Annotated in this window: 2 protein-coding genes and 1 pseudogene; 2 read left to right on the forward strand and 1 reads right to left on the reverse strand. The window is 60.6% G+C overall.

What is annotated here, in order from left to right:
• Positions 1–265: 265 nt before the first annotated feature.
• Positions 266–514, forward strand: a complete 249-nt coding sequence (locus D2K64_RS23460; RefSeq protein ID WP_120010825.1) for a DUF6894 family protein — start codon at positions 266–268, stop codon at positions 512–514.
• Positions 515–663: 149 nt separating this feature from the next.
• A complete protein-coding gene (locus D2K64_RS23465) occupies positions 664–1,476 on the forward strand; it encodes a hypothetical protein (RefSeq protein WP_120010827.1) in 813 nt (270 codons plus the stop codon).
• 172 nt (positions 1,477–1,648) lie between these two features.
• Here the strand turns inward: D2K64_RS23465 and D2K64_RS25830 are convergent.
• Positions 1,649–1,740: pseudogene (locus tag D2K64_RS25830) on the reverse strand (transposase); the annotation flags it as partial.

The raw sequence follows: 1,740 nt of genomic DNA on the forward strand, positions 1-1,740 counted from the left end.
CGCACGTTCTGAATGTGATGGCGGTGGAAGAAGTTTACCGGATTAAAGGTATGATGGAGGGCAGGGAAGCTACATGCCGCTCAGGAGGCACAGGGTGCTCGCGAGTTAGGTCGGCGCAAACAGGACGAGCAGTTTCGGCCGGTGTTACAAGACGGACCGACCGGCAGGATCGATGGCCGGAGGCAAAGAGCTTCGTGCATTACCGAACCAACAATGGCCCTCCAAAGTGCCAGAATGTCTCCATTCGATGGAGGAGATCTAAAACTTGCCGCGCTTCTTCTTCGACTTCAAAGACGCCAAGCTGGAGGTTCGCGACGGGGAAGGTGTGGATTTCTCCAGCCACGAGGAGGCCCGGAAGGAAGGTCTCGCTACCTTGGCCGGGCTGGTGAGGGACAGGATGTGCGCGAGCCATTACGACCCCTTCGCGATGGATATTCGCGATGAGAGCGGGCAGGTGTTTTTCACCGCGACCCTGACGCTGGACATGCGCTGGACTGACCAGCTGTCGGGTTGAAACCGAGTTCCAACCGCTGGCCTCATCAACGAGCACCTGCAAAGCAGCAGGTCAGTGAATTGAGCTGGAGATCGGCTCGCCGCCGGGCCGGCATCGAAACTCCCAAGGTGCAGAGGTACTCTCCACTCGATGCATCGCGAGGAGCTCCCATGACCATCATCGTTTCGGTGAAGATCAACGACGGCGTTGTCATGGCGGCCGACAGCGCCGGCTCAATGGGAAGCGGGCAGGTCTACGCACACGCTAACAAGATCGCAAACCTGTGCCACGGGATGCCCCTCGGAGCGATGTCCACCGGAACCGGCGGCATCGGCAACGAGTCCGTCGAAACGCTTCTCAAGGACCTTCGCCGGCGCTTCAGCGGTCTTGATCCGGCGCATGCCGACTGGAAACTTGATCCGGAGACCTACACCGTCGCGCAGGCGGCGGAGCGGCTGCGTGCTTTTCTGTTCGAGGAGAAGTCGGAGGCCTGCCCGGATCCGACAAACCTTCAGCTGCGCCTGTGCGGCTACTCCGCCGGCCGCCCGCTGGCCGAGGTGTGGGAAGTCAATATAGCGGGGCCTACCTGTTCCCCGCCGCGCCAGATCATGGATGAGAGCAGCTTCGGTGTGCTGTGGGACGGGCAGTACGAAGCCTTGAACCGCCTGATCCTGGGAGCCGGGTTCAACATCGGTGAGGCCTTGGTGCGCCACGGCGTCCCCGCCGCGAGCGTGGGTGATCTGCAGGCGGGCTTGGCCAAGGACCTGTACGCGACGCTCGCGGTTCCTGCGATGCCGATCCAGGACGCGATCGACCTTGCCCGTTTCCTCGTCGAGACCACCATCGGCTTCATCCGCTTCGCTGTGTTCCTTCCCAAGTCCGTCGGGGGAGCCGTACAGATCGCCGTCATCACGAAGCACGAGGGCTTCCAGTGGGTCCAAAGAAAGGAGGCGTATCCATCCAGTCTCAACAAGGGCAGCTGAATCCTGCAGTGGGTAGATGCCGATTCGATTTCAATGATCACAGTCGTCGGACTGAGAAGGAGAAGTTGAAGGTTCATGATACCGCTTGCGCCACTGAATGGCCGTGAGCCAGCTTTCGAAGACAAGCGATCAGGCGAATGATGACCCATTTGATCATTCATCCACAGGAGGTGCGCTCACTGTCTAAGAGCAGGCCGCCCCAATGGGTGAGCCAGCCGAAGCTGCGTTCGACGACCCAGCGGCGAGGCAGGATGGCGAAGCCCT

The sequence above is a fragment of the Teichococcus vastitatis genome (assembly GCF_003604215.1).
Taxonomy (GTDB): Bacteria; Pseudomonadota; Alphaproteobacteria; order Acetobacterales; family Acetobacteraceae; genus Pseudoroseomonas; species Pseudoroseomonas vastitatis.